Source organism: Spirosoma validum, assembly GCF_014699035.1.
In the GTDB taxonomy this organism is placed as follows: domain Bacteria; phylum Bacteroidota; class Bacteroidia; order Cytophagales; family Spirosomataceae; genus Spirosoma; species Spirosoma validum.
The window spans coordinates 36,326-56,439 of record NZ_JACXAA010000004.1 but is presented as its reverse complement, the minus strand read 5'-3'; the positions used below and the strand labels follow the sequence as shown (position 1 = coordinate 56,439).

Sequence of the window (20,114 nt, the reverse complement as noted above, 5' to 3'; positions counted from 1 at the left end):
TGATGCTCCCTATTAGTTTTTGAATCAGTCTGAATATATACGGTAAAGCGAGGGTCGGAGGATTGGCTAACTGTCCACGTTAGAAAAAAATAGGAACCCACTCAATGAGGTTCCTATTTCGGGTGCCCTATTCAATCACGCTGGCAAGGGTAATACGGAGTACCAGCGCATATAGTAAATACGAAATTGAGTAAGCGGTAGATTTATTGACTAGCGCATTTGTTAGTAAGACAACTATCTGCAAAGGTTGCGTAACAATTATTTTACGTAAACTGGGGCAACTTCATCTACTGGAGCAATTATGCAACTAGCGCAAGCATCTAGGTTGACGGTATCTGGTAGTGCAGTCATTGCCATTCCCCCAAATTGAGCAGCAAAGTTATCGGGCTTGTAACTTATCAATTCTTTATACTCATATTTACCATAACCTTTGTTAATCGTTAGTCTAAAATTATCCATATGATAAGATTGACGAGCGTTTTTTAAACTGGCAACAATAAACCAACCGGAAAGCTCTGCATTTGGCGGCAGTACAGCCCTACCTAATGTATCCATTAAATTGCCCCCTTCTAACTGAAATTTTTGGAATTTCTTGTTTTCGATAAGTCTATAATAGCCGTCGTGGGTTTGCAGGCAATAGAGTTTTTCCCATTCATTGACCGGGTTTTTGCACTCCAAACCTACTCCTACTATACGTTGATTACTTGAGCTTACATTTTTTATCGTTACATATATTAAACAACTACTAGGCACCAATACTTTAGACTCAGTTGAGCCGGGGTTTTGTACTAAGCCATTCATGCCATTGATAGTGCCAAACAGCCCCGACATTGGGCTTACATTAAATTCATCATGAGGAAACAATTGCCATAATATACTATCACTTGAGTAAGCGCCAATTGCAATCAATCCTCCTATTACAGGCCCAATGTGTGGTTTTATAAAATTCCAGAGTTTTTGCCAAGCGTTGCTACTTGGTGTATTGGGTGGAACAGTATTCATGTATGTAAACTAATCTTTAGTTAAATTAATGTGATTCGGTATCTTTATAACTACTGGGTGTATCCAAGTTGTGTAACTATAATTTAGAGTTTCTTTTTAAGCTTTCAATGTAATCAAATAAAGGCTGCCCAGTCTTTTTGATGCGTTTTAGCATATCTTGTTGATTCCGACGACTTATCTCCATTCCACCGATAACGTTAAATGAGTGGCTAAGATATTTTGCATGTTCAATTTTAACCGATTTGCATTCTTTTAATAGGTTTTGATGTAATGCCATGCCCCTTGCATCAAGAATACGCTCTAATTTTTCAACGAAGGCCACCTTAGAGTCTTTTAGCCATATATCTTGATTGGTCTGAATAGTCAAATTATTATTTACTTCCCCTGCAAGTGCATTAATTTCGTCAAAAATAACTTTCTCATTGCCTGTTAATTTTTTTTTACTTTCGCTTAATATAAATTGGTTAACCGATTTTGTCAGATTCGTCAAATTGTCATAGTAAGTATCTCTCAGGTTTATTAGAATTGGAAATTCCTTTTTATAGTGGTCTACAGCTAAAGTATATTGAAAATTTAGGTGACTATATAATTGTAGTAATTCCGCCACCTCGCCTGTTTTGAATTGATTTACAGAAGCTAAGTAATATTCTTCTTGATTTATTTTTGTAGCAATGCTATTTATTCCATAGGGCACATAAGTGGGAAGATTTGATACGACAAACGGATTTTCCTTATAATTTTTCACCATACTTATAACGCCTTCGTTGTAATAATCAAGTGTCTTGTAAGAATCATTGATCAAAAAGTTTAAATATTTTAGTTTATTCTGTTCTGTTTGCGTTTGTTGATCTTTATCTTTTTTATCCTGTTGCTCTTTTTGAATATAAACGACCAATAGACTGACAAACGCAGCGATTAATGCTCCCTTTATGCTAAGATCGAGACTTGTCCAGTAAACGTGATATGTAGAATCAATTGCAATTTTAGTGCGGTAAAGTAGTTGCCTTGTTTTATTCATACTGACCGTTCGCAACAGTTATTTTGTGAAGCATCGTAACATCTCCATTTACTTAATACTACGTAAAGTAAAAATTTTGCACATAATAGAGTGTTTGCTAATAACGTAAGCCGTAAATATAAATGATTGGTCATTAATTCAAGAAGACTTATTGCGTTGCCCTACTAACGATCCGCCAAACCGTTGCCCGCGAACCAATTTTAAACTTTCGCATGACTTCCTGTTCGCAAGCCGTTTTCTTGGCTCCGGTAGCAAGGAGCTTGGAATAAGTGGAGGCTACTTTGCTCCACCGTTTTTCCTGCCTTTTTTGATGAAGTGTTTTTACAGGTGGCCTATTTATTATTTTTTAATCTCCCCCCATCCTGAATATCGTTGATGACAAACGTTTTACTGCTGGCTATATACTGGTTAACCGTGAACTCGTAGCCCGCCAAAGCTCCACTTTTAAAGCTGACTTTGGGACTAATGCCCTGTAGTCGTGTTGCTTCAACATCAAAATCTACCCCATTGTCCACGAACGTGAGCAGATCACTTCCCAGCCCTGTCACCGTACCGGTGCGATGCGGATGGGTATTAGAAAATCGTTGTTATACTAATTTTTAGTATAACAATCAATATCCGTATTTTAAGTATTTTTGTTTGATCTATGGAAAATACTACTCCCCTCCCCCAGACTACTATTGTAGAATTAGGCATCAAAGACCGGCTAATCTTACTAGCCCATTTGCCCCAGCAAGGCGGCATCATTAAGCTTCGACTCATCAAGAGTCTGCGCGAGCGGCTACTGCCCACCACGGAGGAAATCAGCGCCCATAAAATACGAGATGGTGAAAACGGAACGGTCTTGTTTAATCCCACGGCGGAGCAGCTCATCCGGATCGAATGCACCGACGAGCAGGTGGATATTCTCAAAGAAGCCATGCGGACAGCGGACGAGCGGCAGGTGCTCACCCTGGACATGCTGGACTTATACGAAACGATTGATCAATTGTAATTAGAAAGGGACGTGGCAATACTGATTGGGCTTGGGGAGTTATGGGGTGACGCGAAAGCGAGCGCACTGGCGGTAAAATCGGCAGCGGATGAGGCCTTGAGCGATGTTCAGGCCATCAAAGAAACCGTCGACAATGCGGCTGAGTTGGCTGAACTGGCTAGCTCCCAGGCGCAAAGCACCCTGGCCAATATCAATCAGTTTCAGTTTACGCCCAGCTCGCTCTCGCAGTTACGGAGTGTGGGCGGTAGCGCTTCGCAACGTACGCAATTATTGGGTAGAGTCACCCCCGGCGATGGGGGCGGTGGTGATTTCTTCTGGAACCCAAACAGCACGGCCGACGATGACGGGGCGATGGTCATCAAAGTACCGGGCATCAATGTGGGTCGATACCACCGGATGCCCGGTCCGCGCGTATCACCCCTGCATTTTGGGGCGAAGGGTGACGGCTATACCGACGATTCAGCGGCCGTGCAGGCTGCCATCAATTACGTATTGAAAGCGAATCATCCGGGGCAGACCTCGCCCTACGATGGCAATCCCGGGTCACTGTTTCTCTACAAAGGGGAATACCGGATCAAGGACGTCGAGATCAACGGCTCGATCAAGATTGAGGGCGAAGGGGGCGGCACGTATGCCCAGAGCTACTTCGTGGTGATCGCCAACCATACGGGCATCTGGCTGGGGCCGGATAGCGATGGCGTTTCGCAAAGTACGTATTTTGATTATGTAGCGTTCAAATCGGAATCGATTGTGATTCCGGGACATACTGAGGGGCAGGTGTATTCGCCCGACATTGCGCACGTCAAAACCAAGAGCAGCAATACGATTCAGTCCAACAGTGTGTATTTTAACTACTGCTGGTTTCAGTCAATGCAGAACTGTGGGGTGTGGGCAACGCAGGGCGATGACTGGAAATTTACCGATTGCTGCTTTGATGTAAGCAGTTATGATGCGATTCGGCTGGGCACCCTTGGGGGGCGTTACGTGGCCAACGCCCGCATTATCAACTGCACGTTTTTTGGCAACCGGGAAAATTGCATTCGTTTGTACAACGTACGTTCCTGCACCATATCAATGAACCCAGCCTACACAGCGGGGAGCCAGTTGCCCAACTCAAATTTCATCAACGGATTGCAGGGTACGGTCAACAACTTACAGGTACTAGCCACTACGTTCGATAGTCTGACGAACTTCTGTCTACTCGAATCCTCAGCTACCAACGTGAACATCACCAATCAGGTGCTGACCAACCTGTACGGGGTCTTTCTCTACGTCAACGGAGGGGGCATCATGCGGGGGCTTCGGTTAAGCCAAATCACCTTCGAAAGTGTAGCGGGGCAGGGCTGGGTCGATGCGCCGATCCGAATTCAGTACTGCGGTCTGGAAGAATCGACGATCGATGACATTATCGCCCGGACGGGTATTACCTCACCCCTGCTGCTGGATATTCCGGGGGCCAATGTAACGGGCAATCAGATCAGCCGGGTCAGGGGCAAAAACTTCACCGCTATTCACAACCTGGCAAAGCCCGGCAAGAATGGCCAGGAGGTTGTTTTCGCCAAAACCGTCACCACCGCCAACTGGAGCGCGGGCAGCTACACCCAGATCGTCCCCGCCAACCTGCTCGAAGCGGGGAGCGTGTATCTGATCAGCATGCGCTACAACAAACCTCAAGTTCAGATTGCAACCATGAGCTATACCGTTCCCATCGAAGGCAGTTCTAGCGGCTCAATTGCGCCCACGGCGGCCATTTCGGGCAACGTCGTGACCTACAACGGGCAACCGTTTGATTTTACGCTGAAATATCTACCTGGTTCGGCCGGTTGGGGCCTGCAGGCGATGTCGACGGGGGCATTGGGCGGTACGCTCAGCATATCCGTCCGGCTGGTTAGTTCGCTGGCTGATCTGAGTATTATGCCGATTGTGTAGCCTGAAATAGATAATTAGAAATAAAAACGGATATTTAGTTATGTAAATACTACGTATCTATACCATGAACCTGGAAAGTTGGCAAACATTTTGGCAAGTACTTATTTTATTGGGTGCAATTGCCGTAGCAGTTGGCGGATTTGGAACCTGGAAAGTCGATAAGATGCTCTCATCGGAAAAAGAACAAAAAGAAAGCACGGAGAAGGTTTTGACGCAAAAACAACAAGCCCGGACGGGCATTCTTGCCTCTTCAAGAAAAGTGTTATTCTCAATTGACCAAAAGGTTTATCCAACAATTGAAATAGGCGACTCTGGAACAAATTTCGAATTATTGCCTACTGCAGAATACTTTTTCAATGTGGAGGATAGTAAACTTATCATTAATAAAAATAACGATTCGTTGTTTGTATCAATGAAATTTTACACACCTTCTGGTGATTTGTTGGCAGAAATAGTTGATAACGAGTGGACACTAAATAAAGAAGGTGTGCTTGATAGAAATTATACTAAAAACGCCCTTGAGGTTCGCGGATCGAATGGTGAAATTGAACTCCAGATACAGTTGCTACCAGACAGAGTAAGATTACAAGGTATATTCAGAGGACCAAACGGCGGCTTATCCTTAGCTCTCGTAAAACATCCTATACATGGTAAGGGCGCAAAAATAATAGTTCTACAAGAGGGTGAAAAATTAATACCGGAGAATAAAATTCAACCCATGTTTCGCTACCCAAGTGATACACATTTAGGGGAATTAATAGAACGTGAAAATTAAATCATTTAGCTTCTAAAATATCATCCCATCGGGTTGTGTAACGGGGTGTCAACCACTGCGGCTTCATCGGCCATTCCGGATTATACAGCTGCGAGGCCATGCGTAACGTATCATGCCCGTATCGTTTGTTGACTTTGTCCATCGCTTTCGAGAGCTTGATCAGGCGTTCATCGGGACCACTGACAAAAACGCCTGCCTGCCGGTAATCCTGCGGCACTAGGTCAGTCAACATCACACCCACTTTGGCATAATGATAGCCGAATCGAAAGATGGCTTTCAGGGCTGATTCGGCGTACTTAACGATCTCTAAAGTGGAACTGGTCGGGTGAGGCAAACGAACGGTAACGCTGTTACTATACTGTTTGGCGGGTTGGCCATTGCCGGGCGTTCTTCGATACGGGTTCGTCCGAAGCCAGACGGTCACCGCACCACAAAGCGACTCCTGACGACGTAGCTTTTCACAGACGCGGGATAAATGTACTGTCAGTGCATCGTTGATTTGTGTCAAGTCTGGAATGACCTGACCGAATCCCGGCTCGGTACAGATGGACTTCTTAGCAGGCGGATTCACCTCCAGTAATTTGCAGGGCAAACCCCTCAACTCGTGCACCAAACGAAGCCCGTTGACCGTCATCGTTTGCCGAATCCAGTCATCATTTACGTCCCGAAGCTGGGCGGCTGTTTCAATCCCGTTACGCTTTAATTTGCCTGCCGATTTTCTGCCCACTCCCCACAGATCGGCAATGGGGAAGTGCTCCAGCGCTTCAGCGATTGCCTCCTGACTATCCAGCACACAGACCCCGTTGAGTTCGGGATTCTTCTTCGCCAGACGGTTGGCTACCTTGGCCAGTGTTTTTGTTGGTGCAAAGCCGACGCAGACGGGGAGCCGCAACCACTGCTTCATCTTTTCCCGAATGTCTTGGCCCAAGCCTGAGTAGCTGGGATAGATGCCTACGTAGTCTTCACACAGCAGAAAGGCTTCGTCGATGCTGTACACCTCCACATCGGGAACGAATTGAGTCAGCACGCTCATCAGCCGGGCCGATACGTCGCCGTAGAGTTCATAATTAGAGGAAAACACCCGGATGTCGTGCTGCTCGCGCAGGTCTTTGGTCTCGAAAAATGCCTGCCCCATACCGATGCCCAGGGCTTTGGCCTCGTTCGATCGGGCGACGATATTCCCATCGCGATTCGACAGTACGACGATAGGCTTGCCTTCCAGCGTCGGATCGAACGCCCGGTGACAGCTGGCGTAGAAATTATTCGCGTCAACGAGGCCGTACATACTTTGGGGGTTTGGAGACGATGTACGTAACGACGCCCAGCACGCTGAACTGATCCCGGTCCAGATGCACGTACCGGGGAGGATACAAAACGTTGCTGGATTCGAGCATGATCATCTTCGCCTGACGAACGAACCGCTTCACGCAGCATTCCCCGTTGACCCAGGCCACGATCACCCGGCCCGTTTCGACCGGTATGGTCGCATCGACCACCAGAATCGAGCCGTCGTAGATGTAGTCGCCAATCATCGATTCACCCACCGCCTTTACGAAGTACGTACAGTCAGGATGTAGCACGCACAGATCTTGAAGATTGAGCCGCTCCCGGATGTGATTGTCGGCTGGATTGGAGAACCCTGCCGGTACTAACGCATCGTAAAAGGGAAGGTCTGCCCGCCGGGTCGCATCGACTAGGTAAATGTTTTCGGGCGGTATCTTGTCGATGGTTTCAATCATAGCGGTGTCGTGAATAAAGCATCAAACCGCTAGTATAATACAAATGTTATATACAATACAAGTATAGGCTAATCTATTATACTTAAAAATAAATTTTCGTTACTTAATGGTCTTGAATTCGTCCTAGAATCATGCAGAAGATAGTTAACTTTATTTTCTTAAGGTGCGTAGATATAGCCGTTGTTATGCTCGATGTCATCGGCTGGTTTCAGAAAAAACGTCCTGAAGTCCTGGAAGATCCTGAATGGGTTATGAAAGCGACAGACCACGAAGTGACCAAAGCCAGATGGACGGGCAACTATCCTCCTCACCCACCCGGCCGACACGTGCAGCGTCTCAGTGATGAGCAAATCCGGTTATTAGCTCAGAAAATCGTGGCGGAGGCCAGGCGTGGGAAATAGCTAAGCCTTAACAATTGGCCCGCACGTCCGGTTATGGGCTCATCATGGCCTGCAATAATCCGACTTCTCCGATACCGACTCTCCGCGAACTGCTGACAGCCGCGTATATCGCTTTTACGTCGGAGTCCAACATTCTGCGTCATTATACCGAATACCGCGACGCATTGCTGGAGGTAGTCACTGCTACCGGTATCGATCACTATGCGTATATGGATTCGTTACGCCTGATCCAGCAGTATGGCGATCAGGAAGCCGAATCGCTGGCCTTGTTGGGTGGATCAGAGGAACGACTGCGCGAATTGGTTAAACAGAGCTATCAAAGTTTACCAATGGAGACGAGCCTGTAGATATATAAAAAGCCCCACGCTGTTAAGGGCATAAGGGGGCTTTAATAATGATAATTTTCGTAGTTCGAATTCTTAATATCTAGTCAAACGGACTTATGTCTAGTACTGGAGCAATCGAAACAGCGAAATTTTTGAAATTTATTAAATTACCTTCAAAGTCATGTTCTTGCCAAGCTTTTGTCGAAACAGCTACTACTTTGCCATCCAAATTAATATTTGGTCCTCCTGAATAACCTGGCTTAAGCTTGCCTAAATGTTCAAAATAATCCACAACAGGTCCATCTTCGTGGAGTTTAGTTTTACCCACACTTAGCACATTATTTCCGTGGATCTGTGAAGCCACTTTCCTTGGGAGTTCAGATAGATACGTATCAAATCCAGCGTAACAGAAAAATTCGCCTACTTGTATATTGAAATCATCGGAAGCAGTTAGCGGTATTTCACATAAATCTTCATCACTTTCTAAAAGTGCTAAATCATGACCAAATAAATACTTGATAAGCCTTAATTTATAAGTAGATATAGACGAACCTTCACTAGCACTAGTGACAAAATAAATGTCTTGATTGCGGTCAATAACATGGGCACAAGTAACTACTTGTCTTTTGGTGTCAATAACGAAGGCGCTGCCTGAAACTCTACCGTTTCCAAGTTGGATATAGCCTATGGATTGGGTGTCTAATTCAAATGTACCTCCGGTTCGGTTCTCAAAATATACTGTCTTATTTGTTATTTCACGCATAAAATACGTTTGTATGTATCAATAATCAGTTGCCAACATGTTACTCATAATACTTAGCTAGTTCATTTTTTGTTCCATACAGACATTAAACAACGCTTGCTTCAGCGCCTGTGACTTCTCATCATCCAACTCGAAAACAAACAAGGTTCTGCCATCCAGTAGCGGGCAAGAATGGCCTTGCATGATCTCAATTTCGATGTAGGGAAATACATGTTCCTGCCATCCAATCGCAACCACTTCGGTTAATTTCATTTCCCATTTATTGGCGATGGGTTGCCGGTTTTTGTCCAGTATCGTTTCGCAGTGGACGTTGTTAATGTCTGTCATACGTGCATGGTTACAGTTCCGTCAGTCTCTTTTGTGTAGCTGATCTGACTCATAATCTGGCCGAAGGTGGAAAACTCTCTATACTCAATCACCTTCACCCCGTTTTGCTCGGCTATGTACTCGAACCGGGGATGATTGCGCCGAAACACGAACGCCACCACCTCGGCCAGTGGCGTAGGCGTGGGCTGATTAAAGACTGGACGGAATGAAGAGTTCGAGAGCTAAAGGAAATAGTCAAGTCGGCTTATGAGCACTTGCCGATGGGGATAAGCCCACTAGATTGAAGACAACAGTTTAATTGGTACAATAAATTGTATCGTCCAAAACTGTACTCAAAATTATTCAATTTATTGGAAAATAAATACCGTATACTAAACTTAAAAAGAGACAACAAATTTATTAGTCAAGGTTACTGTTATTTAAGCTAACCTTAATAATAAGTTGTTATGCAAACAGAGAATCAACCACAACCAGCAGTGCTCACGTTTCGAGACCCGGGAATACGTCAAATTATGAGGGAAGCCGCCTATCAGTTAGCCAAGGAATTAAGAGAATATATTGAACTATCTGAATTGAGGTACCAAACGTTAACACATGATAAATTTGAACATGTGCGCTCACTTCCCCCAATTGAAGACAGCGTCAGATCTGGCTTTAACAGTACTTACGATTCCAGGTATCAAGCATTAGTTACCTTCTTTATTCAGTTTGACGACCAACGTCATACGGACGTAGCCCAATTTGGAACACTGCACGTTCAAGAACGCTCGATGCCATACACTGAAGCAGTGAAAATTATTAAAGCAAGAATTGGATGGTTGCTTATTAATGCAGATGAGATGCAGATTTAACTGCGCTTTAGGCCCCGACTCTCAATGTCCGGGGCTATCTTTAATTGACATTTGATTTTAATTTAGTTAGATTGTTTATATACTAAAATTACATTTAATATGAGAGAGATTGATCGAATAAATAAATATCTGAAACCAAGAGTTAAATCAAATGAACATATCAACGGGTTCGGCATTAAACAGATTGAAACCATCAATACAGAAGGTGAGGTAACCGAGTTATATGTTTACTTCGCTGGTTTCGAGTTTAAGTTTGAGCAAATGGGCCGTAAGCAGTACGCTAACACTATGAATAGCCCCGAAAACTTAGATAATATCCCGTTGTATGTCATTACAGTTGTAAAGGGTATGGAACATGTTAAGTTGGAGAAAAACAGCTCAAATGCGCTTATGGTATTACATACCATCATACTCAATCTGTCTATTGACAGTATTAATGTAAAGCATGAACTTGTTCATCAAGAGATTGCTCTTCCTTATTAATAATGTATCAATAACAACTCGACTCAAATAAAAATAGGGTCGAGTTGTTATTTACTCTTAAAATTCTTGTTGATCTGAACACGTATATCAGTTCTAACGTGATCACGATGCGAAGGAGGCCAGCGGCCAGTACTGGCGAGTCAGGCGTTAGGCCAACGGGAGTGGCGTCTATATTCATTTATGAAAATATTGAAGATAAAGACCAAGTGCTGTTAGTAAAACCGCAAGCACTTCGATAATGAATTTGGCTATTTCAAAGCCGCTGGGGGTTGTGTTGTTCTGTTTCATGCAGGCAAGTACACGCCCTGATCAATAGCTTAAAAGTCCCAGCGTAACAAACACCAATACCTTTGTTATTTCATACCTTCAGTGGTTGCGAGCGAAAGTCGCTCTGGTTTAGGAATGGGTTAGTTTATTTTAAGAACCAATTTGATAACCTCAATTATAATCTGAATCACTAGGACAATTAAGCCTAATGTCTCGAACGTGCTCGGTTTGTTAGCTTTAGTTTTCATAGCCCAAAGTTCATTGCCAACGGGCTATGAATCAAGCCACTAAAACCTACTAAATGTGCCGTAATTCGATGTTTCTGAGCACATTAGCATCTGTTTTTCGCTTATGAAATAGTGTACCTCTACGTGTTCCTTGTTTCATTCGATGACCATCATTTAAAACAGTTTCAACTGCATACCAACCTGCATCTCTTTAAACACGCACTCCTCACCAACGAACACGAGTTTGCGTTTCTCTTTCCCATTCGTTACCAGCATACCTGTATACTCACGTTTCCGATTCCCAGCATCAACATCATTCCAATGTTTACTATATGTCAGTGGTTGCAGTTCACCTTTATAAGTTGATAGTTCAACTACACGTGTCGCACAGGTGGACTTGCCGCCAGTTGCCCGACTGCTACTTCCTCCTGTGCATACCCACTCTTCGTTCTGGTACATGAACGTGCGACATGATCCGTTTTCTGCTATGGTGTGAGCAGAGTATTTGCTGTCGATCTCCTTATACTTGGATGCTGGTACGAAATGTTCGTTCATAACTTAGATCAGAAGATTGTTTCGCTCGAGTTCCCTGATATCCAACCCGGGCTGAAACAATCTTCTGCGCTTCGGCCCAAGTGCGTTTATTTACCCCTAGACTTGTTGAAATTGATTTCTGTGTTAACCATGTTCAGCAGCGTGTTGACTTGCTTAGCGATAGTGTTGGCTTGGGGGATATACCCTTTGTCTTCCTGAACCTTTTTGATGTTGTCCAGCAGAATCGCTTTCAGATCTGGAACGGCCGACAGAATAGCCGACTGAACAGGGGCCGCTGGTAGAACCTCATCTTCCGGTTCGGTTTCCAAAAATTGCTCCAGCAGCTTTTGGCTGTGCTGCACTTCGACGGCTGGAAACCACTTTTTATCCGACACGATAAGTAGCTTATCATCATCAATCCGGAAAGATAGGATCTTATGCGAAACGGCTTTAACGAGATACGTTTTGCCTACCATGTCTTTTAGACGATCTTCGAGTTTTTGAATGCTTTGCGTTGTCATGGGCTTTGATGGATTTTTTAAGTTTTAATTCCTGACGTTTTAAATCAATGATTTCGGGGTGCTTGAGAAGCTCTTGTTTTAGTTCTGGTTTTCGGACAGACATTAGGCTGGCCACATAGCTATCCGGCAGGTTTATAGTTCCGGAATTGCGCCTGGCATTTTCGGCCATTGTGATCAGTTCCAGATTATCCAGTTGGCATTCGTCACCATCGATGAATGCCAGGATCATCCCTTTCGGTACGGGACCGTTGGCCTGCTCCCAGACGTAGTGTTTCAGCTCCTGCCATTTGCCCAGACCTAGCCGGATGTACTGCGTTGCGATCTTACGTTTGTAATTGTAGCGCGTCCGGATGACTGTCTGGTCGCTGATGATGGTATTTTTGGGTAGGCTGCCTTTTTTAAATTGACCAGCGTTCGGACGTTGAAGAATAGCCCTAACAGCTTCAGTCGTTTTAATGAGTCGCAGTTGCCTGGCTTTCGATTTGACGGCTCCCCACTTTCGTCCGAGTAACTTAGCCAGATCGGTTCGACTGTGGGTTTGATAGTTGTCGCGTAGACACTGAATATCCGCATCGCTCCACGCATCCTTCCGATTGCGCTGACCTATTGAAGCGGCCCGAAATTTTGCTTCGACATTTTTCACTAATCCCATATCACTGGCGATGCTGGCCACACTAGCTTTTGAACGCCCTAGCGCCTGACCAATTTCAGCGTTGGTCATCGACTGAAAATGATCTCGAATAAATTGCTTTTGGGAGTCGCTGTAGTGCGTGAACTGGTTTTTCTTAACGGGCTTCGGCACCGGCAAGGCCTCCGCGGCTGGCTGATTATCCCTGGTCGAAAAAAAACTGATTTTCATAGCTAGAATAAAGAGATTTGACCTTCTGGGGCTGGTTTGGGTTTGGGCGCTGGTTTAGTTGGCTCGAATACCACTTTAGCAGGCGGTGCCGGTTTTGGCTCTTCTTTTTTGACTACAACCGCTTTTGGGGGTGGTGGGCTGGCTGGCGCAGAGAGCGGAGAAACGGGCTTGGGTTGCAGGTATTCGTACCCTTCGGCAAGCGGATGATTGTGCGGAACACGATACAACTTGCCTATCGAATTTGACTTGATAGCGTTTCCCTGAATCGTTAGATCGTGATACTCCAGCGCGTGATTATGATCCTGCCACGGGCAATTACAGCAGTAGTGCAGCATGACGCCGACGTGTCCCTGATTATTCGAGTAGAGGCTTAACCGGGCATTTAGATTGTCTTTCCTGATGTCAGATCGACAGTCCAGGGGAGTCTTTATGTAGCCCAGATCAAGGCCGAGTGCTTCCTTTCCTCGGGTAAGGCCGTTAATCGTAGTGTGTACGGTAACGGTGCCAATTTCGGGCGTTGTGATGATCAGCTTATCACCTTCGTTAAACGTAGTGCCTCCTAATTCAAAAGTTGCCATAGTGCTCTAATTCGTTAATGTTGGTTTGAAATTGGCGGATGAGACAGTGCCAGAAATAGCGAGCTTTTCGTTTACGTTGCTGGCATCGAGTCTTTTTGCACCTGGCCAGCGATCGTCGCTCGTGGGCGATGAGCATTGATTGGATTTGAGGTGTCATGGTACAATCAATTTGATTAGAAACTCGCCAACTCGTCGGGCGCAAGTCCAGCATGGGAGTTGATCTTTAGGCGACCATGCATCCCCTAGCTCAATGCAGTACATCATATCCGGGTCGAGGTGTGCTAGCGGCTCAGTAACACCACATCCAGCGCGGCAATGAGGGCATCGAAACGTTAAGCGTACCGTATCGGTTGGCTCTTTCGGTTCTTCGTAAGGAGTCCAGCGTCCGCCAACAAAGGCCCGCCAAGGCATGCTGGTTTCGGTCTGATTGAAGCTATCAACGGGTTTTGGTTTAGGCTCCTCGATGATTGGTTCGTCAAAGGATAGTGCTATCTGGTTCATCAGAATAAAGCGGTTTGTGCAGTATCTACAGGGTTGACCTTCTTACGTTCACGTGCCAGGCACTTAGGGCATACAGTTACTATTTCTATTGGCTGTGTGAGGCCGAGCAGATCACGAATGGCTAATGATCGTGGTAGTCGCTCGGCCTCATCATCCAAATGCCGCTGGCCGCTTTCCAGATCATCAAGGATCTGGGTCAGTTCATCTTCCATGAATTGGCAGGTTTCATAGAGATCCCGCCAGTTGGCTTCGCTCATAACACCTCCAGCATGGCTGAGAACTCGGTCGTTAGCTCCTTCAAACGCACGCAGTAGTTATACAGAAACTCGGCTGATTCCGGCTCTGACGTAGCGGGTACCTTGGGCGTACCGTGTTCTTTCAGAAACTTAGCCAGTATCTTCTTTTCAGGCCGCAGACGTTCCGTGCGTACCTTATCGGCCTTTTGCTTGGCCAGAATGGCTTGTTTCTCATTCTTGATACGTAGCTTCTCCGCTTCTTCAGCTGCAACACGATCCTCTTCCCGTTTCGTATTAGCAACACTCGTTTGTTCGACCAACTGGTCAAATTCCTCATCGGTCAATTTCAGGAGTTTAGCGGGACGCCAGTAGGAGTTCTGGTCAGGATTATTATAAACACCACTATCAAACACGAAGCCGACGTTTATCAGTGCCGTTGCCCGGTTTTTCAATGTCAGAGCATCCAGTGCGTCAGCCTTCCGTTGCAGTTCAGCTTTTTCTTCAGCCAGCCGCTGATTTTCCGCAGCGAGCCGCTTCCGTTCAGTTTCCTGTTCATCGGCAAGGCGTTCAGCTTCTTTTCGATCCGATTCCCGTTTGTCGGCCAGAATCTTTTCGACGGCCTGATAGGTCGTTTCGGCCAGCAAGAGCGAAGGCGCGAACTCTTCGTCGGATAAGGCCTTCACATCTTCGAAATTGATGCGTAAGTTCAGGGCGTATTCGTCACGAATGAAATCATAGGTTTCGGCACCAGCGTTCCACTCAAACCCAAAGGCTCGTAATTGATTAACACGACCCTCTAAACGTTGACGCTCGGCCATGGCCCGTTCATGAGCGATGCGGTCACGCTCATCTGTATACGCTTTCTCTTTTTTCGCCAAACCGTCTTCGATCTGATCCATTGGCTCAGTCAGTTGCTTAGCGGCAGCATCGACTTCCCGATTGTATTGAATATGGGTAGCCTTCAACTCTTTCTGACGCTTCTCAACGGCTACCCGTTGCCGTTTGACGACCTGACGGTAATCGTAGACCTGCTTATAGCCTTCTTTATCGTCAGGGCCAGCAATGGTCAGATCCAGTGCATGGTTATGCATTTGAGCAATGGCGGATACGGTTATATCAAAAGCGATGGGTGTCTGCGATGGGCCAGATACCACGATAGCATTATGTACTTCTTCCTGAGTTTCGATCGCGTCAGTTGTCATTTGGATTTGGGAGTTAGGATGAGAGATACATATATGCGGGACTCAATTAGCACACTGACAGAAGTAACGCTTACTTCATATTGCTGCCTGAGAGCTCTTACTGGAGAATGATAGCCTTTTGCGCTATAGAAGACACCAAGCGATTTATCTTCGTATGGTTTAATCACGATCGAATCGGCTTCTATGTGATCCACATAGCCACTGCTCAGTAGAGCGGCTTTTATTTCGTCGTCTGTCATAGTCTTTCGAGATAGAAATTGATTTTTTTGATGATGTCTTTCTGTTTGGCTGGTGGTACCACGCGTATGCCGGGTACACGGCTGAGCATGGTTACGGTTTCGGAGGGATTCTCGACGGATTTCTGTCGATCGATCGTACCGTTTTCGTTGGCGTACACAACGAGGCCATCACTGCGGATAAGTACGTAACGGCCCGGTTCATGGCGCTTATCCAATAGTTCCGTCCACATGAGTAGGGGATTTATTGGCCGCTAGTCTGTAACACCAGCGGCCAAAAGGGGAGGTCTATTGTTCGACTTCGCCTGAATCTGGATCAACGCCATCGGGAGCAGGTAAGCCCAGATCAGCCGCACCGCTGTGCAGAAACGGATTGTAGTAATTCATCGACGTTTTTATGTTAGCTATGTCGGTGAGCGTTTCCTGACGGAAAATGCGTCGATCCTGCGCATAGGCTTTTAATTCAGCCGTTTTGTCGAGGTCGCCTACCTTATAGGTGAACGTAGTGACGTAATACGTAGCCTTGCCCGATTCCAGCTTATTGTTTTCTTTCCTCTCGGTCATGGCCGTGATCACGACATCGGCCAGCGTCAGATCATCGTAAAACAGCGGTTCGATAAGTCGGAAGATGTTATCAACTGAATAGCCGTGGAAGAGAATAGCCGACACACAGTTCTTTTCGTCCATGAAGAACAGTTCAGCCCAGTTCTTGGTACCCATGCCCAGAATGCTGTCAGTAAAAATGCGCCAGGCAATCGGTTGGAACGTAAACACCCGGCCCAGTTTCTGATCACCGTTGATGTTAAAAACGCCCTCCTTTAAATCGCATCGGTACTGGCGGGGGTGGCCTTCCAGGTATTTGTATTTATCGACCGTCTCGCCGGTCAACTCGTGAATCTTTTGATAGGGTTTCAGTGGCGCAAGCGCTTTCGCCACCAAGGCGGCTGTTGATTGATTTGACATGATACTCTTAAGGTTTGAATTTTGATTACTGAAACAAATGTAGCAAGTAAACTTGTTATTATCAATACATAATAACAACTATTTTTGTTTATTTTTGCTCAACAAACAATCGATGCTTACTATTATGACAAATGAACTTGCTATGGCGATTGACGCCGAGATAAAAGGATTATGGCTTCGGCTCGCCGTTGAAGCGCAGGGGGACACCTTGCAGCAGTGCGCAACGAAATTGGGCATGGAGTATCCGACGACGGTTTACAGCCACGCCAACAGTAAAAGTTTTATGGGCGCAAAGCTGCTGGCGGGTTTGGCCAAGGTGTACCCAACCATGAATTTACATTTTGTGTTAACGGGCGTGGGAAATCCCCGTCTGTCGGTAAGTGTTGACAATGCTATGCTGACCGATGATGCCCGAACGGCTTACGAAGCAACCCGTCGCATTCTGGATCAGTTGGGAGAATCTACGTAGCCCTATTACTGGCGCTGCGCCTGCACCACCCGCTGCACGGTCGACTGACTGACTTTATACTGTTTGGCGAGCGCGTGCTCAATGGCCGTGGCTTTGCTACCGGTTGCCAGCAGCTTTTGATACTGCGAATATAGTTTACTGTAGAGTTTCTGGCGTTTCTGCTGTTTGGGCGTTAAGACCGGAGCCATAGAGGTATATAATGCGAAGGATGAAACGCATTAAATATAAAATAAATATCAGTAATATTTCAGTAAGCCGAAACAATAGTATAACTAAGTATTTATCCATCAAGCAAATAACCCAATCTCTGTTTATTCAGTGAATAGATGAATGGACGAGTGTACTGTATATAGAAACGCAAATCCGCCATCGGGGTTACCAATGACGGACTTATTTTTGATTTAGTGGCGCTGGGCATGGGGTACGGGGCATAGGGTATTGCCCCGTACCCCATGCCCCGTACCCCATGCCCTCTGCGTTTATACCCCCTCCGCTTCTACCGTTTTAACTTCCGGCACCAGACGAGTCAATAAATTTTCAATGCCTGCTTTGAGCGTTAGCGTTGAAGATGGGCAACCGCTGCACGAGCCCTGTAACAGCACTTTTACCGTACCACTGGGTTCATCAAACGAGTAAAAACTAATCGCTCCCCCGTCTGATTCAACCGCTGGTTTGATATACTGATCCAGCACAGCCTTTATTTTCTGTACCGTTTCAGAATCCATATCCAGCTTCGTGGTATTGGCGTCCATTGTCCGCTGTGCAAAAACGGGCTTCTGCTCACCGAAATATTCTTTCAGAAATAGTTTAACCTCAAACATGACGTCGTCCCAGTCTGTCTCGTCATCTTTCGTTACGGTCACGAAATTACCTGAGATAAACACCCGGCGCACGAACTCAAAGCCAAAAAGCGCAACGGCTAATGGTGATGCCTTTCCTTCGAGGAGAGCATCGCCTGGGGTAGCGTAATCGAACGAGAGGCCCGTAGGTACGAGTTCAAAATTGACAACGAACTTCATGGAGTTCGGGTTAGGGCTTCCTTCCGTAAAAATAGATACGGGACGACTCAGCGTAGGATTCATAGATTAAATGGTTTATCCCGGACTTACCAATGCGGTTTCCGCCGGGCCGCTGACGCGGCTTAGTGTTGATATGCTAACAGCACCCGTGTTTTTTTAGTTTTTCGTCACAAAAAAACCCGTCTGACTAAGCCAAACGGGTTCATGTTTCAAAATTAGCTGAATTAAGCTTCAGCCGTAGCCGCTGGTGCTTCTACAACTGGAGCAGGCGTAGCTTCTGCAGCCACTGGTGCTTCAGCGATAGGCGCCGTTTCAACAGCCGATGGACCGGCTGGAATGATGTCTACGTAAGACCGGCTATTCCGACCAGGACGGAATTTTACGGTTCCATCAACCAAAGCAAATATCGTATAGTCTTTGCCCAGACCAACGTTTTTGCCAGGGTGGTGTTTCGTACCACGCTGACGGATGATAATGTTGCCGGCAATAGCCGACTCGCCACCGAATAACTTCACACCCAGGCGTTTGCTGTGCGAATCGCGGCCGTTTTTGGAACTACCTACACCTTTCTTGTGTGCCATTTTCTTAAAAGTCGTATGTCATAAACCAACAGCCGTGAGTGTCCTTGAACTCCTACCGACTGCTAATCACGGACGGGTTACTAAATAGTAATGTCTTCGATCAAAACCTTCGTCAGATACTGACGATGGCCATTTTTCTTTTTGTAGCCTTTCCGACGCTTCTTTTTGAAGACGATAACTTTTTCGCCTTTCAAATGCTCGACGATTTTAGCGGATACCGTCGCGCCAGCGACGGTTGGAGCACCAATGCTAATGCTCCCTTCGTTGTCAACAAGGAGAACTTTCACCTTGTCGGAGGCAAGTGCAGCGTCCACATCGCCCTCTAACCGGTGGGTATAGATGGAGCGACCCTTCTGGATCTTGAATTGCTGCCCTGCGATCTCTACGATTGCGTACATGTTTGTGTATAAAATTGAAAATGAGGGTGCAAAGGTAAGAAGAAAATGATAAATTAGAAATGATGAATGATGAATTGTTTTGAGATACAAGTCAACTAAACACAAGGAATATCATTCATCATTCATCCTACCCTCTTCCTTTCATAAAATCGCTGGCAGCCGATTTCAACAGCCCTGAGAACGTATTGAGGCAGAATAAAACCCCACGATCAATCAGCGCTTTGGCCTGATCGCCAGACGTAGCGACCGTACCGACTACCAGGCCTGCCTGTTTTATTTTTTCAACCACACCCGCAATCGTACGCTTTACCTCGTCATGACCAGGGCCGTCGTAATACCCCATGGACATAGCCAGATCGCGTGGGCCAATGACAAACCCATCAATCCCTTCGACCGCTAATAAATCATCCAGATTCTCAACAGCTTCTTTGGATTCGATCTGGGGCAGCACGAGTGTTTGTTCATTCGCAAACGTTACGTATTCGCCCTGACTCATGGTCCCCTGCAGGTAATCGCAGGCACGTACGAAGCCAAATCCGCGCGTCCCGTAGGGTGGATATTTTACGGCCCTTACCAGCGCTTCGGCCTCCGAAACAGTGCTAACGCCCGGCATCATAATCCCCATGACACCCGCATCCAGGTACTGTAGAATCAGCTTTGGATCATTGCTTCGAACACGGGCCAAGGGTGTAATGCCACTCACTTCGCAAGCCCGTACAATTTCCTGTACCTGCACGGTTGTGACAGGGCTGTGCTCGCCATCGATCATGTAAAAATCGAGTCCCGAAAATCCACAAAGCTCAGCGACAGTCGGATCAGTGCTATTGGCAAGGACACCCAATACGGGTTGATTGTTTTTAAGGCGGGTTTTAACAATATTTTGCTTCATGCTGCGAAGGTACGTAGTAAGTACAT

30 protein-coding genes are annotated in these 20,114 nt (G+C 46.1%); 9 read left to right on the top strand and 21 right to left on the bottom strand.

Going from position 1 to position 20,114, the window contains the following annotated elements; genetic code table 11:
• Positions 1-258 precede the first annotated feature (258 nt).
• From IC230_RS12640 to IC230_RS12630, 3 genes are all read right to left on the bottom strand, one after another.
• The gene (locus IC230_RS12640; RefSeq protein WP_191039391.1) at positions 259-1,002 is read right to left on the bottom strand and encodes a hypothetical protein; all 744 of its coding nucleotides are present in this window, start codon (positions 1,000-1,002) and stop codon (positions 259-261) included.
• Between the two features lie 76 nt (positions 1,003-1,078).
• Positions 1,079-2,020, bottom strand: coding sequence for a hypothetical protein (locus IC230_RS12635; protein ID WP_191039390.1), 942 nt, complete (start codon positions 2,018-2,020; stop codon positions 1,079-1,081).
• A 332-nt stretch (positions 2,021-2,352) separates the two neighbouring features.
• Positions 2,353-2,568: a hypothetical protein gene (locus tag IC230_RS12630; protein ID WP_191039389.1), complete on the bottom strand. Its 216-nt coding sequence runs from the start codon at positions 2,566-2,568 to the stop codon at positions 2,353-2,355.
• 98 nt (positions 2,569-2,666) lie between these two features.
• On the opposite strand from IC230_RS12630, the gene IC230_RS12625 reads away from it, so the two are divergent.
• The 3 genes from IC230_RS12625 (at position 2,667) to IC230_RS12615 (ending at position 5,718) form a co-directional block, all read left to right on the top strand.
• The gene (locus IC230_RS12625) at positions 2,667-3,014 is read left to right on the top strand and encodes a hypothetical protein (RefSeq protein WP_191039388.1); all 348 of its coding nucleotides are present in this window, start codon (positions 2,667-2,669) and stop codon (positions 3,012-3,014) included.
• 12 nt (positions 3,015-3,026) lie between these two features.
• Complete coding sequence (locus IC230_RS12620; RefSeq protein WP_191039387.1) at positions 3,027-4,943, top strand: pectate lyase family protein; 1,917 nt, start codon at positions 3,027-3,029, stop codon at positions 4,941-4,943.
• Positions 4,944-5,007: 64 nt separating this feature from the next.
• The gene (locus IC230_RS12615) at positions 5,008-5,718 is read left to right on the top strand and encodes a hypothetical protein (protein WP_191039386.1); all 711 of its coding nucleotides are present in this window, start codon (positions 5,008-5,010) and stop codon (positions 5,716-5,718) included.
• Between the two features lies 1 nt (position 5,719).
• On the opposite strand, the gene IC230_RS12610 is transcribed toward IC230_RS12615, so the two are convergent.
• Together IC230_RS12610 and IC230_RS12605 are read right to left on the bottom strand one after the other, a co-directional pair.
• Positions 5,720-7,003 (bottom strand): Y-family DNA polymerase, encoded by a 1,284-nt coding sequence (locus tag IC230_RS12610; protein ID WP_191039385.1) that lies wholly within the window; start codon positions 7,001-7,003, stop codon positions 5,720-5,722.
• Positions 6,987-7,457, bottom strand: coding sequence for a LexA family protein (locus IC230_RS12605; protein WP_191039384.1), 471 nt, complete (start codon positions 7,455-7,457; stop codon positions 6,987-6,989). The genes IC230_RS12610 and IC230_RS12605 overlap by 17 nt, the downstream gene beginning before the upstream one ends.
• A 131-nt stretch (positions 7,458-7,588) precedes the next feature.
• Here IC230_RS12605 and IC230_RS12600 point away from each other — a divergent pair, with 131 nt between their 5' ends.
• Complete coding sequence (locus tag IC230_RS12600; protein WP_191039383.1) at positions 7,589-7,858, top strand: hypothetical protein; 270 nt, start codon at positions 7,589-7,591, stop codon at positions 7,856-7,858.
• Between the two features lie 14 nt (positions 7,859-7,872).
• Entirely contained in the window at positions 7,873-8,205 is a 333-nt protein-coding gene (locus IC230_RS12595; RefSeq protein WP_191039382.1) for a hypothetical protein, read from the top strand.
• Positions 8,206-8,284: 79 nt separating this feature from the next.
• Here the strand turns inward: IC230_RS12595 and IC230_RS12590 are convergent, their stop codons facing one another.
• Both IC230_RS12590 and IC230_RS12585 read right to left on the bottom strand, forming a co-directional pair.
• The gene (locus IC230_RS12590; RefSeq protein WP_191039381.1) at positions 8,285-8,947 is read right to left on the bottom strand and encodes a S1 family peptidase; all 663 of its coding nucleotides are present in this window, start codon (positions 8,945-8,947) and stop codon (positions 8,285-8,287) included.
• 57 nt (positions 8,948-9,004) lie between these two features.
• A complete protein-coding gene (locus IC230_RS12585; RefSeq protein WP_191039380.1) occupies positions 9,005-9,274 on the bottom strand; it encodes a hypothetical protein in 270 nt (89 codons plus the stop codon).
• A 2-nt stretch (positions 9,275-9,276) separates the two neighbouring features.
• Between IC230_RS12585 and IC230_RS12580 the strand changes: the two genes are divergently transcribed.
• The 3 genes from IC230_RS12580 to IC230_RS12570 all read left to right on the top strand — a co-directional run bounded on the left by IC230_RS12580 (position 9,277) and on the right by IC230_RS12570 (position 10,608).
• Entirely contained in the window at positions 9,277-9,483 is a 207-nt protein-coding gene (locus IC230_RS12580; RefSeq protein ID WP_191039379.1) for a hypothetical protein, read from the top strand.
• 237 nt (positions 9,484-9,720) lie between these two features.
• The gene (locus tag IC230_RS12575) at positions 9,721-10,125 is read left to right on the top strand and encodes a hypothetical protein (RefSeq protein WP_191039378.1); all 405 of its coding nucleotides are present in this window, start codon (positions 9,721-9,723) and stop codon (positions 10,123-10,125) included.
• Between the two features lie 99 nt (positions 10,126-10,224).
• Positions 10,225-10,608 carry a hypothetical protein gene (locus IC230_RS12570; protein ID WP_191039377.1) on the top strand — a complete coding sequence of 128 codons (384 nt, stop codon included), beginning with the start codon at positions 10,225-10,227 and terminating at the stop codon, positions 10,606-10,608.
• 668 nt (positions 10,609-11,276) lie between these two features.
• On the opposite strand, the gene IC230_RS12565 is transcribed toward IC230_RS12570, so the two are convergent.
• The 9 genes from IC230_RS12565 to IC230_RS12525 form a co-directional block, all read right to left on the bottom strand.
• Complete coding sequence (locus IC230_RS12565; protein ID WP_191039376.1) at positions 11,277-11,561, bottom strand: hypothetical protein; 285 nt, start codon at positions 11,559-11,561, stop codon at positions 11,277-11,279.
• Between the two features lie 182 nt (positions 11,562-11,743).
• Positions 11,744-12,157 carry a hypothetical protein gene (locus IC230_RS12560; protein ID WP_191039375.1) on the bottom strand — a complete coding sequence of 138 codons (414 nt, stop codon included), beginning with the start codon at positions 12,155-12,157 and terminating at the stop codon, positions 11,744-11,746.
• On the bottom strand, positions 12,087-13,016 hold the full coding sequence (locus IC230_RS12555) for an HNH endonuclease signature motif containing protein (RefSeq protein WP_191039374.1): 930 nt from the start codon (positions 13,014-13,016) through the stop codon (positions 12,087-12,089). The genes IC230_RS12560 and IC230_RS12555 overlap by 71 nt, the downstream gene beginning before the upstream one ends.
• Before the next feature lie 2 nt (positions 13,017-13,018).
• On the bottom strand, positions 13,019-13,594 hold the full coding sequence (locus IC230_RS12550; protein ID WP_191039373.1) for a hypothetical protein: 576 nt from the start codon (positions 13,592-13,594) through the stop codon (positions 13,019-13,021).
• A gap of 153 nt (positions 13,595-13,747) precedes the next feature.
• Positions 13,748-14,095: a hypothetical protein gene (locus IC230_RS12545; protein ID WP_191039372.1), complete on the bottom strand. Its 348-nt coding sequence runs from the start codon at positions 14,093-14,095 to the stop codon at positions 13,748-13,750.
• The gene (locus IC230_RS12540; RefSeq protein WP_191039371.1) at positions 14,095-14,352 is read right to left on the bottom strand and encodes a hypothetical protein; all 258 of its coding nucleotides are present in this window, start codon (positions 14,350-14,352) and stop codon (positions 14,095-14,097) included. The genes IC230_RS12545 and IC230_RS12540 overlap by 1 nt, the downstream gene beginning before the upstream one ends.
• Complete coding sequence (locus IC230_RS12535) at positions 14,349-15,533, bottom strand: hypothetical protein (RefSeq protein WP_191039370.1); 1,185 nt, start codon at positions 15,531-15,533, stop codon at positions 14,349-14,351. The genes IC230_RS12540 and IC230_RS12535 overlap by 4 nt, the downstream gene beginning before the upstream one ends.
• A 235-nt stretch (positions 15,534-15,768) precedes the next feature.
• Complete coding sequence (locus IC230_RS12530) at positions 15,769-16,002, bottom strand: hypothetical protein (protein ID WP_191039369.1); 234 nt, start codon at positions 16,000-16,002, stop codon at positions 15,769-15,771.
• A 55-nt stretch (positions 16,003-16,057) separates the two neighbouring features.
• A complete protein-coding gene (locus IC230_RS12525; RefSeq protein WP_191039368.1) occupies positions 16,058-16,732 on the bottom strand; it encodes a hypothetical protein in 675 nt (224 codons plus the stop codon).
• 124 nt (positions 16,733-16,856) lie between these two features.
• Here IC230_RS12525 and IC230_RS12520 point away from each other — a divergent pair, with 124 nt between their 5' ends.
• Positions 16,857-17,201, top strand: a complete 345-nt coding sequence (locus tag IC230_RS12520) for a hypothetical protein (RefSeq protein ID WP_191039367.1) — start codon at positions 16,857-16,859, stop codon at positions 17,199-17,201.
• Between the two features lie 5 nt (positions 17,202-17,206).
• Here IC230_RS12520 and IC230_RS12515 read toward each other — a convergent pair whose 3' ends face one another.
• From IC230_RS12515 to IC230_RS12495, 5 genes are all read right to left on the bottom strand, one after another.
• The gene (locus IC230_RS12515) at positions 17,207-17,389 is read right to left on the bottom strand and encodes a hypothetical protein (protein WP_191039366.1); all 183 of its coding nucleotides are present in this window, start codon (positions 17,387-17,389) and stop codon (positions 17,207-17,209) included.
• Between the two features lie 291 nt (positions 17,390-17,680).
• Positions 17,681-18,283, bottom strand: coding sequence for a NifU family protein (locus IC230_RS12510; protein ID WP_191039365.1), 603 nt, complete (start codon positions 18,281-18,283; stop codon positions 17,681-17,683).
• Positions 18,284-18,444: 161 nt separating this feature from the next.
• Positions 18,445-18,801 carry a 50S ribosomal protein L27 gene (rpmA, locus tag IC230_RS12505; RefSeq protein ID WP_191039364.1) on the bottom strand — a complete coding sequence of 119 codons (357 nt, stop codon included), beginning with the start codon at positions 18,799-18,801 and terminating at the stop codon, positions 18,445-18,447.
• Positions 18,802-18,881: 80 nt separating this feature from the next.
• Entirely contained in the window at positions 18,882-19,199 is a 318-nt protein-coding gene (gene rplU, locus IC230_RS12500; RefSeq protein WP_191039363.1) for a 50S ribosomal protein L21, read from the bottom strand.
• Between the two features lie 127 nt (positions 19,200-19,326).
• Positions 19,327-20,088 (bottom strand): HpcH/HpaI aldolase family protein, encoded by a 762-nt coding sequence (locus IC230_RS12495; RefSeq protein WP_191039362.1) that lies wholly within the window; start codon positions 20,086-20,088, stop codon positions 19,327-19,329.
• Positions 20,089-20,114 lie beyond the last annotated feature (26 nt).

Bases quoted from the DNA above. Each gene is read 5' to 3' on its own strand.
- IC230_RS12635 (WP_191039390.1), bottom strand. From the start codon at position 2,020: ATGAATAAAACAAGGCAACTACTTTACCGCACTAAAATTGCAATTGAT.
- IC230_RS12615 (WP_191039386.1), top strand. From the start codon at position 5,008: ATGAACCTGGAAAGTTGGCAAACATTTTGGCAAGTACTTATTTTATTG.
- rpmA (WP_191039364.1), bottom strand. From the start codon at position 18,801: ATGGCACACAAGAAAGGTGTAGGTAGTTCCAAAAACGGCCGCGATTCG.
- IC230_RS12550 (WP_191039373.1), bottom strand. From the start codon at position 13,594: ATGGCAACTTTTGAATTAGGAGGCACTACGTTTAACGAAGGTGATAAG.
- IC230_RS12535 (WP_191039370.1), bottom strand. From the start codon at position 15,533: ATGACAACTGACGCGATCGAAACTCAGGAAGAAGTACATAATGCTATC.
- IC230_RS12515 (WP_191039366.1), bottom strand. From the start codon at position 17,389: ATGGCTCCGGTCTTAACGCCCAAACAGCAGAAACGCCAGAAACTCTAC.
- IC230_RS12640 (WP_191039391.1), bottom strand. From the start codon at position 1,002: ATGAATACTGTTCCACCCAATACACCAAGTAGCAACGCTTGGCAAAAA.
- IC230_RS12590 (WP_191039381.1), bottom strand. From the start codon at position 8,947: ATGCGTGAAATAACAAATAAGACAGTATATTTTGAGAACCGAACCGGA.
- IC230_RS12585 (WP_191039380.1), bottom strand. From the start codon at position 9,274: ATGACAGACATTAACAACGTCCACTGCGAAACGATACTGGACAAAAAC.
- IC230_RS12495 (WP_191039362.1), bottom strand. From the start codon at position 20,088: ATGAAGCAAAATATTGTTAAAACCCGCCTTAAAAACAATCAACCCGTA.
- IC230_RS12605 (WP_191039384.1), bottom strand. From the start codon at position 7,457: ATGATTGAAACCATCGACAAGATACCGCCCGAAAACATTTACCTAGTC.
- IC230_RS12565 (WP_191039376.1), bottom strand. From the start codon at position 11,561: ATGTACCAGAACGAAGAGTGGGTATGCACAGGAGGAAGTAGCAGTCGG.
- IC230_RS12575 (WP_191039378.1), top strand. From the start codon at position 9,721: ATGCAAACAGAGAATCAACCACAACCAGCAGTGCTCACGTTTCGAGAC.
- IC230_RS12530 (WP_191039369.1), bottom strand. From the start codon at position 16,002: ATGTGGACGGAACTATTGGATAAGCGCCATGAACCGGGCCGTTACGTA.
- IC230_RS12560 (WP_191039375.1), bottom strand. From the start codon at position 12,157: ATGACAACGCAAAGCATTCAAAAACTCGAAGATCGTCTAAAAGACATG.
- rplU (WP_191039363.1), bottom strand. From the start codon at position 19,199: ATGTACGCAATCGTAGAGATCGCAGGGCAGCAATTCAAGATCCAGAAG.
- IC230_RS12625 (WP_191039388.1), top strand. From the start codon at position 2,667: ATGGAAAATACTACTCCCCTCCCCCAGACTACTATTGTAGAATTAGGC.
- IC230_RS12600 (WP_191039383.1), top strand. From the start codon at position 7,589: ATGCAGAAGATAGTTAACTTTATTTTCTTAAGGTGCGTAGATATAGCC.
- IC230_RS12570 (WP_191039377.1), top strand. From the start codon at position 10,225: ATGAGAGAGATTGATCGAATAAATAAATATCTGAAACCAAGAGTTAAA.
- IC230_RS12525 (WP_191039368.1), bottom strand. From the start codon at position 16,732: ATGTCAAATCAATCAACAGCCGCCTTGGTGGCGAAAGCGCTTGCGCCA.
- IC230_RS12545 (WP_191039372.1), bottom strand. From the start codon at position 14,095: ATGAACCAGATAGCACTATCCTTTGACGAACCAATCATCGAGGAGCCT.
- IC230_RS12555 (WP_191039374.1), bottom strand. From the start codon at position 13,016: ATGAAAATCAGTTTTTTTTCGACCAGGGATAATCAGCCAGCCGCGGAG.
- IC230_RS12610 (WP_191039385.1), bottom strand. From the start codon at position 7,003: ATGTACGGCCTCGTTGACGCGAATAATTTCTACGCCAGCTGTCACCGG.
- IC230_RS12510 (WP_191039365.1), bottom strand. From the start codon at position 18,283: ATGAATCCTACGCTGAGTCGTCCCGTATCTATTTTTACGGAAGGAAGC.
- IC230_RS12540 (WP_191039371.1), bottom strand. From the start codon at position 14,352: ATGAGCGAAGCCAACTGGCGGGATCTCTATGAAACCTGCCAATTCATG.
- IC230_RS12520 (WP_191039367.1), top strand. From the start codon at position 16,857: ATGACAAATGAACTTGCTATGGCGATTGACGCCGAGATAAAAGGATTA.